Annotated in this window: 13 protein-coding genes and 1 riboswitch; of the genes, 8 read left to right on the forward strand and 5 right to left on the reverse strand. The window is 63.0% G+C overall.

The features are described 5' to 3' along the window. Positions 1-2: 2 nt before the first annotated feature. On the reverse strand, positions 3-527 hold the full coding sequence (locus tag IT775_RS02755; RefSeq protein ID WP_212699552.1) for a Crp/Fnr family transcriptional regulator: 525 nt from the start codon (positions 525-527) through the stop codon (positions 3-5). A 67-nt stretch (positions 528-594) separates the two neighbouring features. Between IT775_RS02755 and IT775_RS02760 the strand changes: the two genes are divergently transcribed. Together IT775_RS02760 and rnr are read left to right on the forward strand one after the other, a co-directional pair. Further along, on the forward strand, positions 595-1,236 hold the full coding sequence (locus IT775_RS02760) for a hypothetical protein (protein WP_212699553.1): 642 nt from the start codon (positions 595-597) through the stop codon (positions 1,234-1,236). Between the two features lie 68 nt (positions 1,237-1,304). Then, entirely contained in the window at positions 1,305-3,560 is a 2,256-nt protein-coding gene (gene rnr / locus IT775_RS02765; RefSeq protein ID WP_212699554.1) for a ribonuclease R, read from the forward strand. Positions 3,561-3,564: 4 nt separating this feature from the next. Here rnr and IT775_RS02770 read toward each other — a convergent pair whose 3' ends face one another. Further along, entirely contained in the window at positions 3,565-3,963 is a 399-nt protein-coding gene (locus tag IT775_RS02770; protein ID WP_212699555.1) for a DUF1801 domain-containing protein, read from the reverse strand. A 128-nt stretch (positions 3,964-4,091) separates the two neighbouring features. Between IT775_RS02770 and IT775_RS02775 the strand changes: the two genes are divergently transcribed. Beyond that, on the forward strand, positions 4,092-5,381 hold the full coding sequence (locus IT775_RS02775; RefSeq protein WP_246525269.1) for a lytic murein transglycosylase: 1,290 nt from the start codon (positions 4,092-4,094) through the stop codon (positions 5,379-5,381). Positions 5,382-5,412: 31 nt separating this feature from the next. Next, positions 5,413-5,560: riboswitch (FMN riboswitch) on the forward strand. Between the two features lie 73 nt (positions 5,561-5,633). Continuing rightward, positions 5,634-6,068: a 6,7-dimethyl-8-ribityllumazine synthase gene (locus IT775_RS02780; protein ID WP_212699556.1), complete on the forward strand. Its 435-nt coding sequence runs from the start codon at positions 5,634-5,636 to the stop codon at positions 6,066-6,068. A 65-nt stretch (positions 6,069-6,133) separates the two neighbouring features. On the opposite strand, the gene serB is transcribed toward IT775_RS02780, so the two are convergent. Beyond that, positions 6,134-7,012 (reverse strand): phosphoserine phosphatase SerB, encoded by an 879-nt coding sequence (gene serB / locus IT775_RS02785; protein WP_212699557.1) that lies wholly within the window; start codon positions 7,010-7,012, stop codon positions 6,134-6,136. A 158-nt stretch (positions 7,013-7,170) separates the two neighbouring features. On the opposite strand from serB, the gene IT775_RS02790 reads away from it, so the two are divergent. Both IT775_RS02790 and serA read left to right on the forward strand, forming a co-directional pair. Next, complete coding sequence (locus tag IT775_RS02790) at positions 7,171-8,316, forward strand: phosphoserine transaminase (RefSeq protein WP_212699558.1); 1,146 nt, start codon at positions 7,171-7,173, stop codon at positions 8,314-8,316. 74 nt (positions 8,317-8,390) lie between these two features. Continuing rightward, the gene (serA, locus tag IT775_RS02795) at positions 8,391-9,986 is read left to right on the forward strand and encodes a phosphoglycerate dehydrogenase (protein ID WP_212699559.1); all 1,596 of its coding nucleotides are present in this window, start codon (positions 8,391-8,393) and stop codon (positions 9,984-9,986) included. A 61-nt stretch (positions 9,987-10,047) separates the two neighbouring features. Here the strand turns inward: serA and IT775_RS02800 are convergent, their stop codons facing one another. Further along, positions 10,048-10,395, reverse strand: coding sequence for a hypothetical protein (locus IT775_RS02800; protein WP_246525271.1), 348 nt, complete (start codon positions 10,393-10,395; stop codon positions 10,048-10,050). A 375-nt stretch (positions 10,396-10,770) separates the two neighbouring features. On the opposite strand from IT775_RS02800, the gene IT775_RS02805 reads away from it, so the two are divergent. Both IT775_RS02805 and IT775_RS02810 read left to right on the forward strand, forming a co-directional pair. Next, on the forward strand, positions 10,771-11,502 hold the full coding sequence (locus IT775_RS02805; RefSeq protein ID WP_212699561.1) for a metallophosphoesterase family protein: 732 nt from the start codon (positions 10,771-10,773) through the stop codon (positions 11,500-11,502). A 92-nt stretch (positions 11,503-11,594) separates the two neighbouring features. Then, positions 11,595-12,770 (forward strand): acetyl-CoA C-acyltransferase family protein, encoded by a 1,176-nt coding sequence (locus IT775_RS02810; RefSeq protein ID WP_212699562.1) that lies wholly within the window; start codon positions 11,595-11,597, stop codon positions 12,768-12,770. 67 nt (positions 12,771-12,837) lie between these two features. Here the strand turns inward: IT775_RS02810 and IT775_RS02815 are convergent, their stop codons facing one another. Then, a complete protein-coding gene (locus IT775_RS02815) occupies positions 12,838-13,686 on the reverse strand; it encodes a universal stress protein (RefSeq protein ID WP_212699563.1) in 849 nt (282 codons plus the stop codon). Positions 13,687-13,691: the final 5 nt, after the last annotated feature.

Below are 13,691 nucleotides of genomic sequence, written 5' to 3' on the forward strand. Positions count from 1 at the left end.
GCCTAACCGCGCCGCCGCGCGATTTCCCGGTACAGCGCTTCGCGGCTGACGCCCAGTTCCGCGGCCAGCGCGCTGCGCCCGCCCTTTTCCGGCAGGTCCCCGTTCAGCGTCAGCCACATGTCCAGCCGTCGTGCCACCGTCTTCAGCCCACGGATTTCAGCCCGCGCCCGGGCCGATTGAATGCCACGCGCAAGATGGGCGATCCACGCGTTCCTCAGCGCCTCATCCCTGTTCAGAATGTCGAGGAAAATGGGCTTGGGCATTGCCTTGCAGGAACTGGCCTCCAACGCGATCCCGTCGCAATGATAGGTGTCTGAATAGAGCGACGCCTCGGCCAGAACGGCGCCTTGGCGGGCCGTCTGCATGATCATTTCGGCACCGGTTTCGGCCATCCGCCGCAAGGCAAGGCACCCCACCGAAACGCAATAGACCCGCTGCACCGGATCGCCGACATGAAACAGACTTTCGCCTTCAGCGACGACAACCGGCTGTGCCGTTTCAAATAAGCGTGAAATCGTATCAGACATGATCATTATCATATCGCCTGCAAGACTCCTGCGGCAAGGTCCCGGCGATCATCAAATGGAGCCCATCATGCGACCCCACTTCCTTTTCCTGTCCTTCGCGATGCTTGCAACACCGGTTTCGGCACAGCAATCGATGCCGATGGATCACGCAGGTCATGGCGAACACATGATGCACGGCCAACATCAAGCAGAGGCACCGATGGGCCGTGTCTTCGAACATGAACACAACGGCCACATGATGGGACAGGTTGACGGTTCCGGCCCTCGTGAACCCGGCCAATCCGCCTTTGCCGCGATCCAGGAAATCGTGAACCTGCTGATGGCCGATCCCGATACAGATTGGGATCAGGTGAATATCGACGCGTTACGCGGCCACCTTGTCGATATGGACAATGTCACCCTACATGCCGATGTGAAAGCTGAGGCGATCGAAGGCGGCGCGCGGTTCACCGTGACCTCGCCAAACCCATCCGTGGCCGGGTCGATTACCCGGATGATCAGTGCCCATGCGGGGACCATGGATGGCGTGACCGGCTGGCGGATGACCGCGATCCCTCTCGACACCGGTACTGAAATGGAGTTCACGGGCGACGCCGGGGATAAAGCGAAAATCAGGGCGCTCGGTTTCTTCGGGGTGATGAGTTTCGGAATGCATCATCAGGGCCACCACCTTGCACTGGCCACAGGGCACAACCCGCATCGGCACTAGCCCGAACCAGCCGGCTGGCGGTTGTTTTCCCGCGTGACGCCACGCCCGCGCCATGCTACGCCAAAACCATGAGCAAGCTGCCAACCAAGGACGAAATCCTACAATGGATTTCGGACAACCCGACCCTCACCTCGAAACGCGATTTCGCCAAGGCCTTTGGCATCAAGGGCGCTGCGCGGATCGACCTCAAGCGCATCCTGAAGGAGCTTGAGGCGGAAGGACATTTGCAGAAACGCAAGAAGACCTACCGCGATCCCGACAAGCTGCCCCCGGTCAGCGTGCTGCAGATCACCGGCGCGGATGCCGATGGCGATCTTTACGCCCGACCGATGGAATGGCAGGGCGAGGGCAAGGAACCCGTCATCCTGGTGATCCCGCGTGCCTCGGACCCGGCTTTGGGTGAAGGCGACCGCATCCTTGGCCGGCTGACCGAGGTTAAGGGCGAGAAACACCATTACGAGGCCCGGCTGATCCGCCGCATCGGCACCAACCCGCACAAGGTTCTGGGCGTGTTCAAGAAAACCGCCGAGGGCGGCCGCATCCTGCCGATAGACAAGGGCGACGGCAAGGAATGGCAGGTGCCCGCGGGTGCCACCGGCGGCGCCAAGGATGGCGAGTTGGTCGAAGCCGAACAAAGCGGCCCCAAGGGCCGGATGGGCCTGCCGCGCGCGCGCATCGTGACCCGGCTGGGCGACCCCACCGCCCCGAAGGCGGTGTCGCTGATCGCGATCCACCAGCACGGCATCCCCGATGATTTCCCAGACGAGGTGATCGCCGAGGCCGACAAGATGAAACCGGCGGGCCTGTCGGGCCGCGAGGACATGCGCGACATGCCTCTGGTCACCATCGACCCGGTCGATGCGCGAGATCATGACGATGCCTGCTGGGCGCATGAGGACGACGATCCGAAGAACGAAGGCGGCTATGTCATCTGGGTCGCCATCGCTGACGTGGCCCATTACGTGACCTCGGGCAGCGCGCTGGACCGCGAGGCCCGCAAGCGCGGCAATTCCAGCTATTTCCCTGACCGGGTGGTGCCGATGCTGCCCGACCGGCTGTCGGGCGACCTGTGCTCACTGCATGAAGGCGTGCCGCGCGCCTGCATCGCGGTGCGGATGCAGATCAACGCCGCGGGCGACAAGATCGGCCACCGCTTCGTGCGCGGGCTGATGCGATCGGCCGCATCGCTGAATTACCAGGAAGTGCAGGACGCCCGCGACGGCAAGCCCAACGACCAATGCGCCCCCCTGATGGAAGACGTGATCGATCCGCTCTACGAGGCCTACGCGCTGCTGGTCAAGGCGCGCAACCGGCGCCAGCCGCTGGACCTGGACCTGCCCGAACGCAAAGTGGTGCTGAGCGACGAAGGCAAAGTGCTGAGCGTCAATTTCCGCGACCGGCTGGATGCGCACAAGCTGATCGAGGAATTCATGATCCTCGCCAATGTCGCCGCCGCCGAAACGCTGGTCACGCGCCGCTCGCCGCTGCTGTTCCGTGTGCACGAGGAACCGAGCCCCGAAAAGTTAGAAGCGCTGCGCGAAACCGCCCAGGCCTCGGGACTGGTGCTGGCCAAGGGGCAGGTGTTGCAGACCCGGCATCTCAATCAGCTTCTCGCCGCTGCTGAAGGCACCGACTACGACGAACTGATCAACATGTCGACGCTGCGGGCGATGACGCAGGCCTATTACAGCCCGGCCAATTTCGGCCATTTCGGGCTGGCGCTGCAGGCCTATGCGCATTTCACCTCGCCGATCCGGCGCTATTCCGACCTGATCGTGCACCGGGCACTGATTACGGCGCATAAATGGGGCAAGGACGGGCTCAGCCCCGGCGATGCCGAGATCCTCGAACAGACCGCAACCCATATCAGCGAAACCGAACGCCGTTCGATGATGGCTGAACGCGACACCACCGACCGCTATCTTGCCGCCTTCCTGTCGGAACGGGTGGGCAACGAATTCACCGGCCGGATCAGCGGCGTGGCCAAGTTCGGCGTCTTCGTGCGGATGGACGATACCGGCGCCGACGGGCTGATTCCGATCCGCACCCTGGGCAGCGAATATTTCCACTTCGACGCCGAATCGGGAACCCTGATGGGGGCTGATACCGGGCTGACCCTGTCACTGGGCCAGCGGGTGACGGTGAAACTGACCGAGGCGACCCCGGTCACCGGGGGCATCGCGCTGGAGCTCGTCAGCCTGGAGGGCGAAACGGTCCCGCGCGGCCCGGCCCGCGGCCGGGGCAAGCCAGCCAAGCGCCGCGCGGTCAAGGCCAAGCGCAAGGCGGACAAGATCAAGCGCAAGGTCAAACGGACCCGGCGCTGACCCGCTACAGGTGATAGGTCAGCCCGTGTCGGATCAGCAGCACGTGGCGCTCGGGATCGATCTGGCTGGTACGGTCGAACAGGATTGCGCGATTGCCCTCGATCCGGTCCTGTCCCGGGAACGTCGCGGCGAAGGTGGAAATGATCGTGGTCTGGCAATGGGCATACAGGGCGAAGCCACCGGTTTTCGGGATGCCCAGCCGCAGCGTCGATCCCGATTTGCTGACCGGCGTCAGGTAGGACGGCTGCCCCCATTTCAACGTCTCTTCCACCGGCCCGATCCCGGGCAGATCGGCGGCGGTTTCGAGGATCAGTTCGCGCAGCCGCAAAACGCCGTCGCGCGCAGCCGGGGGATAGCTGTCGATCACGTCTTTGACCGCGCTATTGTCGAAAGGATATCTCATCTCCGCCCCAGCCCCCTGCGCCAGCACAGTTCCGCCAAATTCGGCGGCCCCGATCACGGCATCTTCCTCAAGCCGCGATAGCAAGTTACCATCGCAGTCAAGTTCAGCAATAGAACAGGGCACGGGCAATGAATACACGCAAATTTATGATGGGTATCGCGGGCTTGGCGTTGCTGGGACAGGGCGCGCTGGCGAATCCGCTGGGTCAATCCTTGCGGCCGCAACCGAGACCCGAAAGCCTGCAGCAGGCGACCGTCACGCTGGATGGAAACGCGGCGCGGGTTTCCAGCAAGAACCTTGGCTTTGAACGCTGGATCAGGGGCTTTCGCAAACGTGCTCACGCAGCCGGGATCAGCGACCGCACCCTGGACCGCGCCTTCCGGGGCGTGAAGTACAATGCCGACGTGATCCAGAAGGACCGCAACCAGTCGGAATTCACCAAGACGATCTGGGAATACCTCGACAGCGCCGCTTCGGACACGCGGGTGAAAAACGGCCGCAAGGCGCTGCAGCGGCACGGCCGCACCCTGCGCGCGATCGAGGCCAAGTACGGCGTCGACAAGGAAGTCGTCGCCGCCGTCTGGGGGCTGGAAAGCGCCTATGGCACCTATCGCGGCTCGACCAACGTGATCGAGGCTTTGGCGACACTGGCCTATGACGGGCGGCGCGGGCGGTTCTTCGAAGCGCAGCTGATCGACGCGCTGAAAATCCTGCAATCGGGCGACACGTCACCACGCAACATGACCGGCAGCTGGGCGGGCGCGATGGGCCATACCCAGTTCATTCCGTCATCCTACCAGGCCTTCGCGGTGGATTTCACCGGCGACGGGCGGCGTGACATCTGGTCCGACGATCCCGCCGACGCGCTGGCCTCCACTGCCGCCTACCTGGCCCGGCATGGCTGGAAAAAGGGACAGCCCTGGGGGATCGAGGTACAGCTGCCGCGTGGATTCAACTATGCGCTGGCCAACCGCAAGATTCAGAAAATGCCCTCGGAATGGGCGCGGATGGGGGTCAAGGACATGAATGGCCGGCCGGTGCGCGATTACGGTGCGGCCTCGGTCCTGCTGCCGGCAGGGGCGCAGGGCGCCGCCTTCCTGATCTTCAAGAATTTCTCGGTGATCGAACGCTACAACACCGCCGACGCCTACGTGATCGGGGTCGGGCATCTCAGCGACCGGCTGAAGGGTGGGCCGAAACTCAGATCGAAATGGCCGCGCGGCGACCGCGCGCTGAGTTTCGCCGAACGCAAGGAACTGCAGAAGCGGCTGACCAAGCAGGGCTTTGACACCCAAAAGATCGACGGCAAGATCGGGCCGCTGACGATCCAGGCGGTGCGCGGATACCAACGGTCGATCGGGATGGAACCCGATGGCTACGCTTCGCTCAGCATCCTGAAAAAACTGCGCCGGAACTGATTGCCAAACGCCGCGACGCTTGGCATTGTCACCCCGTTCTCAGGGCGGGGTGAAATTCCCCACCGGCGGTAAGGGGGAAACCCCAAGCCCGCGAGCGCCTTGGCGGTTGCCGCCAAGGGTCAGCAGATCTGGTGCGAATCCAGAGCCGACGGTCACAGTCCGGATGGAAGAGAACGACAGAGGACCGGTCGCCCGGCCCTTTCCTGTCGTCTGCCGCCTTGGGTGACATGTGTCGATAGGAAAGGAAAACGCATGACACTCACCCGCTATGCCTTCATCAAGGCGAACTGGCATTCCGATATCGTCGATCAGGCGCTTGTCGGGTTTACCGAATTGATTTCCTCAGACCAGGTCGACGTGTTCGACGTGCCCGGCGCCTTCGAAATGCCGCTGGTGGCGCGCGACCTGGCTGAATCGGGGCGCTATGCCGCCGTCGCAGCGGCCGCCTTCGTGGTCGATGGCGGCATCTACCGGCACGATTTCGTGGCCCAGGCCGTGGTCGACGGGCTGATGCGCGCCGGGATGGATAGCGGCGTGCCGGTTCTGTCGGTGTCGCTGACCCCGCACCAGTACCAGGAAACCAAGCATCACAACGCGGTCTACCGCGTGCATTTCGTGGAAAAGGGCCGCGAAGCGGCCCGGGCGGCGCTGATGATCGGCAAGACTCGGGCGCAACTGGCCGCCTGATTTTCACCCCCGGTCAGGTCCTGGCCGGGGGCTTTCGCCGCTGCCTTTCGGGCGTGTTTGACCGATTACTTGGTGACGAATTCGGCCTTGGCGTAGCCCTGCACGTAAAGCAGCGAAGTCAGGTCGCCGAAATTGATCCGCACATCGCATTGTGCCGCCACGGTGGGTTTTGCGTGCAGCGCCACGCCGGTTCCGGCGCGGCCCAGCATGCCCAGGTCGTTGGCCCCGTCGCCCACCGCGATGACATCGCTTTCCTCGATCTGCAGGTGCTTGGAAATCCGTTCCAGCGCCTCGACCTTGGCTTCGCGCCCCAGGATCGGGCGGGCCACGTCGCCGGTCAGGATACCATCCTCGGCCAGCAGGATATTGGCGTGATTTTCGTCGAAATTCAGTTCTTTGGCGACCTTGCGAGTGAAGGCGGTGAAGCCGCCCGACACCAGCGCCGCGTAACCGCCCGCCGCCTTCATCGTCGCGATCAGTTCACGCCCGCCGGGCATGAAGGTGATGCGCTCTTTCAGCACCTTGTCGATGACGCTTTCGTGCAGCCCCTTCAGCAGCCCGACCCGTTCCAGCAGCGCACCTTCGAAGTCCAGTTCGCCGTTCATCGCGCGCGCGGTAATTTCCGACACCCGTTCGCCGACGCCGGCCTCGTCGGCCAGCTCGTCGATGCATTCCTGCCGGATCATGGTGCTGTCCATATCGGCCAGCAGCATCGTCTTGCGGCGCCCCGCGACCGGCTGCACCACCATGTCCAGCCCCATGCGCTGGACATCCTCCCAGACGTCCCAGCGGTTGTCGGGCACCTGCGGAATTTCGAATTCCGCCGCCTCGTCCGGGGCCAGCCAGACCACGTCACCACCACCCCAGGCATTGCGCAGCGAATCAAGCAAGGAGGCCTGCAGATGCGGCTCATCGGGATTGCTCAGGAGGGTCACGACATACATGTGAAAGTTTCCGATCGTAGCTGTTTGGGGTCGCAAATCGACGCTCGAGCGGCGCTATAGCGGCATTTTAGCTATTGTGAAAGCGGATCAACGCGACTATTTCCGGCAGCGGGACACCTCTCCCCAACGAGAGGCGCTTATCTGGAAGGGTAGCATTCATGGCTATTGAACAACCGGCAACGCGGCCGGCCAACCCGCGTTTTTCCTCTGGCCCCTGCGCCAAGATCCCCACATTCACCCTGGACAAGCTTGCCGACGCCGCACTGGGCCGGTCGCACCGCGCCGCCGTGGGCAAGGACAAGCTTAAAGCGGCCATCGAAGGTACGCGCGAAATCCTGGGTATCCCCGCAGATTACAAGATCGGCATCGTTCCCGCCTCGGATACCGGCGCGGTCGAGATGGCGCTGTGGTCGCTTCTGGGCGAACGCAAGGTCGAAATGCTGGCATGGGAAAGCTTCGGCTCGGGCTGGGTCACCGACGTGGTGAAACAGCTGAAAATCGACGCCGAGGTGAAAACCGCCGAATACGGCGAAATCGTCGACCTGGCTTCGGTCGATTGCAACAACGATGTCGTGTTCACCTGGAACGGCACCACCTCGGGCGTACGCGTGCCGAACGGCGACTGGATCGCCGATGACCGCGAAGGCCTGACCATCTGCGACGCCACCTCGGCCGCCTTTGCGATGGACCTGCCCTGGGACAAGCTCGACGTGACCACCTTCTCCTGGCAGAAGGTTCTGGGCGGCGAAGCAGCCCACGGTATGCTGATCCTCAGCCCGCGCGCTGTCGAACGGCTGGAAAGCTACACCCCGGCATGGCCGCTGCCGAAAATCTTCCGCCTGACCAAGGGCGGCAAGCTGATCGAAGGCATCTTCCGTGGCGAAACCATCAACACGCCCTCGATGCTGGCCGTGGAAGATTACCTCGTCGCGCTGGACTGGGCGCGTTCGGTCGGCGGGCTGCAGGGCCTGATCGCCCGCGCCAACGCCAACACCAAGGCGATTGCCGATTTCGTCGAAATGCACGACTGGATCGATTTCCTGGCCCATGACCCGGCCACCGTGTCGAACACCTCCGTCTGCCTGAAGTTCACCGACGACCGGATCAAGGACGGCGCGGCGTTCGCCAAGGCTGTGGCCAAGCGGATGGAAGCCGAAGGCGCGGCGCTGGATATCGGCGCCTACCGCGACGCTCCGGCGGGTCTGCGCATCTGGTGCGGCGGCACGGTTGAGCTCTCGAATATCGAGGCGATGCTGCCCTGGCTCGAATGGGCCTTCCAGACCGAGATCGAAGCGCAAGCCTGATCACGCCTGATTCAGGTGGCGGGCCACGTTCCCGCCACCCTTCCCTGACATACCATCTTTGAAGGAGAGCCCCGATGGGCCCCAAAGTACTCGTATCCGACAAACTGTCCGAAACCGCCGTTCAGATCTTCCGTGATCGCGGCATCGACGTGGATTTCCTGCCCGACGTGGGTAAGGACAAGGAAAAGCTGGCCGAAATCATCGGTCAGTATGACGGCCTGGCGATCCGCTCGGCCACCAAGGTAACCCCGACCATCCTCGACGCCGCCACCAACCTGAAGGTGATCGGCCGCGCCGGGATCGGCACCGACAACATCGACAAGGACGCCGCATCGAAAAAGGGCGTGATCGTGATGAACACGCCGTTCGGCAACATGATCACCACCGCCGAACACGCCATCGCGATGATGTTCGCCGCCGCCCGCCAGCTGCCCGAGGCCAGCGCCTCGACCCATGCCGGCAAGTGGGAAAAGTCGAAATTCATGGGCACCGAGCTGACCAACAAGACGCTGGGCGTAATCGGTGCGGGCAATATCGGCGGCATCGTCTGCGACCGCGCCCGCGGCCTGAAGATGAAGGTCATCGCCTATGACCCCTTCCTGAGCCAGGAAAAGGCCGAGCAGATGCAGGTCGAAAAGGTCGAACTGGACGACCTGCTGGCGCGCGCCGATTTCATCACCCTGCACGTGCCGCTGACCGACACTACCCGCAACATCCTGAGCCGTGAAAACCTGGCCAAGACCAAGAAGGGCGTGCGCATCATCAACTGTGCCCGCGGCGGCCTGGTCGACGAGGAAGCGCTGGCCGAACTGCTGAAATCGGGTCACGTGGCAGGCGCCGCCTTCGACGTGTTCTCGGAAGAACCGGCGAAGGAAAACCCGCTGTTCAACCTGCCCAACGTGGTTTGCACCCCGCACTTGGGCGCGGCAACCACCGAAGCGCAGGAAAACGTCGCCCTGCAGGTGGCCGAGCAGATGTCGAACTACCTGCTGGACGGCGCCGTCGAAAACGCGCTGAACATGCCCTCGATGACCGCCGAGGAAGCCAAGGTCATGGGCCCCTGGGTTGCCCTGGCCGGTCACTTGGGCAGCTTCATCGGTCAGCTGACCGACGAACCGGTCAAGGCGATCAACATCCTCTATGACGGTGTGGTTTCGGAAATGAACCTGCCGGCGCTGAACTGCGCCGTGGTGGCGGGGATCATGAAGAAGGTGAACCCGGACGTGAACATGGTGTCGGCCCCGGTCGTCGCCAAGGAACGCGGCATCCAGATTTCGACCACCAACCAGGATAAATCCGGCGCCTTCGAAGGCTATATCAAGGTGACCGTCGTGACCCCGGAACGCGAACGCTCGATCGCCGGCACCGTGTTCAGCGACGGCAAGCCTCGCTTCATCCAGATCAAGGGCATCAACATCGACGCCGAAGTGGGTGAGCACATGCTTTACACCACCAACGAAGACGTGCCGGGCATCATCGGTACCCTGGGTGGCATTCTGGGCGAGAACAACGTCAATATCGCCAACTTCACCCTGGGCCGCACAAAAACCGGTGGCGAAGCCATCGCGCTGCTTTATGTCGATGGCGTGGTGGATCAAAAAGTGCTGGACGACCTGGCCGCGACGGGCCTGTTCAAGCAGATCCGGCCGCTGTCCTTCGACGTCGCCTGATCACCCGCACACGACATTGATTGGCGCCGCTCCCGTCCGGGGCGGCGCCTTTTCTTTTGGATCAGGCCCGTGCGCGCGATTTCAACACCACTGCCAGGAAAATCAGCATCGAAATCAGCGTCAAAACCGATCCGACCTTGGCAAACGTTTCGCCTTGCTGACGCAGCGCCATAACGATCCCCGGCACCATGGCCGCCACGCCGAAAAACGCGGCGCCCAGATGAATTTGGGGCAAGATGCCTTCGGCGGCGGCAGGCACCAGGTGATAGTAAAAGGCAAAAATCGACATCGTCACCCAGCCCACGAGGTTCAAATGCGCATGCGCCGGTGCCAGGCTGTGATTTTGACTGGCCGACATTTGTATGCCCCAGCCCATCCCGAGCACGACCGCAATAACGGCCAAAATCATGAAATAAAAAGGTATCCCTTTCATCGTCCTTCGCTCCTCTGTTGTGATCGATGGCCCGCCGCTGCCGGCCGGCTTTTTTTGGGTATCAATTCAACCGTTCACACACCTTCGGTCTGGCCCGGATTAATCGCGCTGAACGCCCGCGTTCCGGATCTTTTTGTTCAAAGTGACGCTCTGAATACCATCGGGCCTTGACGCTAAATCCTGTCATCATGATGGAATTTCCCATTTCGACCAAGCCAGAGATACGCAGCCGCCCCAAACCACGACCGACGGGTCCAGCAGGACAGGCGGTTCCACCTTGCGATCCTCCCTTCCGATCCGGATCAATCCGCGATAGCTTCGGCACGGCGAAGAAAACCCCGAGGACAAATAATGACCGAAACCCCGATCTATGCGGTGGGCGATATTCACGGCTATCTCGAGCAACTGGACTGGGCGATCGACCTGATCGAAAAGGACGGCGGCACGGACGCGACGGTCATTTTCCTCGGCGACATGGTCGATCGCGGCCCGGACAGCCGCAAGGTGATCGAGCGGCTGATGACGGGGATCGAGACAGGCCGCAACTGGACCGTGATGCGCGGCAATCACGACGAGATGTTCAAGAATTTCCTCGAAAACGGCGTCGCGGATCATCCCCGCATCCGGCCCGGCATCGACTGGTTCCATGAAAGGGTCGGCGGGCTGGCCACCCTGGCCTCCTACGGGGTGGAAGACCTGGACCGCCCGCTCGAAAACCTGTGGAAGGACGCGCAGGAACGGGTGCCGCAGCGGCATCTGGATTTCCTGAAATCGCGCCCGTTCAGCAAGGAAATGGGCCAGTTTCTGTTCGTCCATGCCGGTATCCGACCCGGGGTGGCGCTGGACCGGCAGGACCCGCAGGACATGATCTGGATCCGGAACGAATTCCTGGAATACGAAGACACGCATCCCTGGCTGGTGGTGCATGGCCACACCCACCGGCCCACCGCCGAACATCACGGCAACCGGGTCAACCTCGACAGCGGGGCGGGCTATGGCCAGCCGATTACCGCAGCGGTATTCGAAGCGGGCAAAGCCTGGACATTGACGCCACTGGGCCGGCAAGCGCTGCGACCTAGGTAAAACTACGATAGCCGGCTTCTGACGGAACGTTCCCACTGTCTTTGCGCGTCCGATCCGCTAGGTTTGCCGCAACCTTGTATGGGAGAGGACATATGACCGATATCGTAATCTTGGACGGTGCACGCACCGCAATCGGCACTTTCGGCGGATCGCTTGCGGGGATTCCCCCGACCGAGCTGGGCGCCATCGCCACCCGCGAAGCGCTGGCGCGCTCCGGCGTCGAGGCGGCGCAGATCGGCCACGTGGTCTTTGGCCACGTGATCAACACCGAACCGCGCGACATGTATCTTTCGCGCGTGGCGGCGATGGATGCAGGCATTCCCGACAGCACCCCGGCGATGAACGTGAACCGGCTGTGCGGGTCGGGCGCGCAGGCGATCGTGTCGGCCACGCAGAGCCTGATGCTGGGCGATGCCGATTTCGCCGTCGCAGGCGGCGCCGAAAACATGAGCCGTTCGCCCTATATCGTGCCGGCGCAACGCTGGGGCCAGAAAATGGGCGACGTCCAGACGCTCGACATGATGCTGGGGGCGCTGAATTGCCCGTTCGGCACCGGCCATATGGGGGTCACCGCCGAAAACGTCGCCACCGAACACCAAGTCAGCCGCGAAGACATGGATGCCTTCGCAATGGAAAGCCAGACACGCGCGGCGGCGGCCATCGAAGCGGGGCATTTCAAATCGCAGATCGTACCGGTCGAGGTGAAGCGCAAGCGCGAGATGGTGATGTTCGATACCGACGAACATCCCAAACCGTCGACGATCGAAGGGCTTGCCGGTCTGCGTCCTGCCTTCCGCAAGGACGGTGCCGTCACGGCCGGCAACGCCTCGGGCATCAATGACGGCGCGGCGGCGCTGGTCCTGGCCCGCGCCGAGGCGTCGGAAAAGGCCGGGCTGAAGCCCAAGGCGCGGATCATCGGTTACGCCCATGCGGGTGTGCGCCCCGAGGTGATGGGCATCGGGCCGATCCCGGCGGTGGAAAACCTGCTGAAGAAAACGGGCCTGAAGGCCAGCGATTTCGACGTGATCGAATCGAACGAAGCCTTCGCCTCGCAGGCCATCGCGGTGAACCGGGGGCTGGATCTGGACCCGGCCAAGGTGAACCCCAACGGCGGCGCCATTGCGCTTGGCCACCCGGTTGGCGCCACCGGCGCCCTGATCACAGTCAAGGCGCTCTATGAACTGGAACGCATCGGTGGGTCCAAGGCGCTGATCACCATGTGCATCGGCGGCGGTCAGGGCATCGCGCTGGCGATCGAGCGTCTGTAAAAAAACCGGGGCGGAAACACCGCCCCGGCTTTGAAAACGATAGGCGGGTGCTGCGCACCCGCCTTTTTTACTTCATCAGCACCACCGGCACCTTGCAGGTGCGGATCATCTGTTCCGTCGTCGATCCGATGATCAGGCTGCGGATGCGGGAGTGGCCATAGGCCCCCATCACCAGCAGGTCGAAGCCTTCATCATCGACCAGGTCGCCCAGGGCCGTTTCCGGCTGGCCCTCGACCACCTTGACGTCGGCCGCGTGGCCACCGGCGGCCAGCGTCGCCTTGGCGTCTTCCAGCCCGCGCTGAACAGCCTCGCTCGGCTTGCCCACCGTCACCACGGTGCAGGCCAGCCCCGCGAACAGCGGATTGCGGGCGACGTAATCCACCGCCTTCATCGCGCTCACCCCGCCGTCGAAGGCGATCAGCACCTTCTCGATCGGCTTGAAGGCGCGGTTGGCGACGAAAACCGGCGTCTTGGCCGCCCGCACGATCCGTTCCAGGTTCGACCCAAGATGCATCCGCGCGAAATCCGCCGCCTCGCCACGCTTGCCGATCACGATCAGGTCGGCATCCTCTTCCTGGCTGGTCACCGTTTCCACGATATCGCCGATACGCAGATGCGGGGTAATCCCGGACACGCCATCGGCTTCGATAAGCGCCTTGGCGTCGTCGAGAATTGCACGCCCCTGCGCCTGCGCCAGCTTGGCGCGCTGCGCGTCAAGCTCGGCCAGATCGCTCATGATCTTTGTCCGCGCGCCAAGCCGCAGGTTGCCGCTCAGATCGCCATTGGTTCCCTCGCGCCGTCCCAGCAAGTGAAACAGGTCGACCGAAGCGCCGATCCGGCCGGCGATCCAGCCGACATGGTGGCAGACGCTTTCGGAATAATCCGACCCGTCCACCAATGCGATGATCTTGCTCATATCCG

Origin of the sequence: Thalassovita aquimarina (genome assembly GCF_018219815.1) — a bacterium.
Taxonomy (GTDB): domain Bacteria; phylum Pseudomonadota; class Alphaproteobacteria; order Rhodobacterales; family Rhodobacteraceae; genus Thalassobius; species Thalassobius aquimarinus.